Source organism: Aeromonas sp. QDB18, from assembly GCF_027705325.1.
Classification (GTDB): domain Bacteria; phylum Pseudomonadota; class Gammaproteobacteria; order Enterobacterales; family Aeromonadaceae; genus Aeromonas; species Aeromonas caviae.
In genome coordinates, this window is record NZ_JAPDBQ010000305.1 from 1 (window position 1) to 1,058 (window position 1,058).

A 1,058-nucleotide genomic window follows, 5' to 3' on the forward strand; every position below is an offset into this window, starting at 1 on the left:
CTATCTGGAAAAGGTACTGGATGCTGGGTTGGCTAAATTGACCTCAATTTAACAATTTGTTCACGCTCTCACCCTGGCAATGGGGATAATGAACCAGGTGATGGAAGAGGCTATGCGACGACAGCTTATCGAGATGAGCCCCACGTTGGCACTCAAACCCAAAGTTTACAATGCGACTCCCAATCCACCTCGAGAGCGTTGGCTACCAATCTCTGAATTACGAGCCTTGTGGCATGCATTAGAAGAGGGTGTTGAAGGTGGCGGAGCGTTAACAGCTGGTGGCCGTGGCATTGCTACGACTTCTGTTCTTTCTGGAAGTGTCGCCAATGCAATTAAAATCGTCATATTGAGCGCGGTTCGTCGAGGTGAAGTGATATCGATGCAGTGGGCACACTTGGATGGTGATCGCTGGACGATTCCGGAAACCAAAAATGGGCGCCCGCATGTGGTGACCTTGTCGCATTTGGCTCAGGAAATCATTGCAGAGCAGCGAATGATAACCTCCCCTACCAGTCCATATGTGTTCGAATCAACGACGAAGCTGGGTCATGCCATCACAGGTGACGCACTTATGCGCGCCCTTGACCGGCTACAGAAGCGTAAGCTGGCTGAACTTGAGCCTTTTAGCGTACACGACCTGCGGCGCAGTGTTGCAAACTGCTGTGGAATTGAACTTGGTGCAGGACCTCTAGAGATAGAGCATATGCTGAACCACCAAATCAGTGACAAACTCCTGCGAACTTATCAGGCAGGCTCTTTACGTAACCCTGAAAAACTGAGGAGTTTATTTCTTCGGTGGGGGGATATTGTGAAACATCAAATAGCCCAACATGAAGTAGAAAAATCACCTGATGTTATGGGGAACGTAATCCAAGGGGCATTCGGTAAACGCTGAGTTTTCAGCCCAATCAGACCTAAGAAGGAAGCGGCCGATGGCCGCTTCCTTCTATGCTCCTTTTTAGCTTTTCCTCGCCGTTGATGCTTAACCATCCCCTCATATGAGCGAGGCGTGGCGCGGCTTCTGAGGTATGATCGCCATCCTTGACCAGCTAATACCC

At 50.0% G+C, this 1,058-nt stretch carries 1 protein-coding gene; it reads left to right on the forward strand.

Annotation, left to right across the window (positions count from 1 at the left end; genetic code table 11):
- Positions 1 to 100 precede the first annotated feature (100 nt).
- Positions 101 to 895, forward strand: a complete 795-nt coding sequence (locus OKC30_RS21020) for a tyrosine-type recombinase/integrase (protein WP_270809826.1) — start codon at positions 101 to 103, stop codon at positions 893 to 895.
- The last annotated feature ends 163 nt before the right edge of the window (positions 896 to 1,058 follow it).

What these genes read in the sequence shown, in the direction of transcription:
- OKC30_RS21020 (WP_270809826.1), top strand. Translation starts at nt 101, where the DNA reads ATGGAAGAGGCTATGCGACGACAGCTTATCGAGATGAGCCCCACGTTG.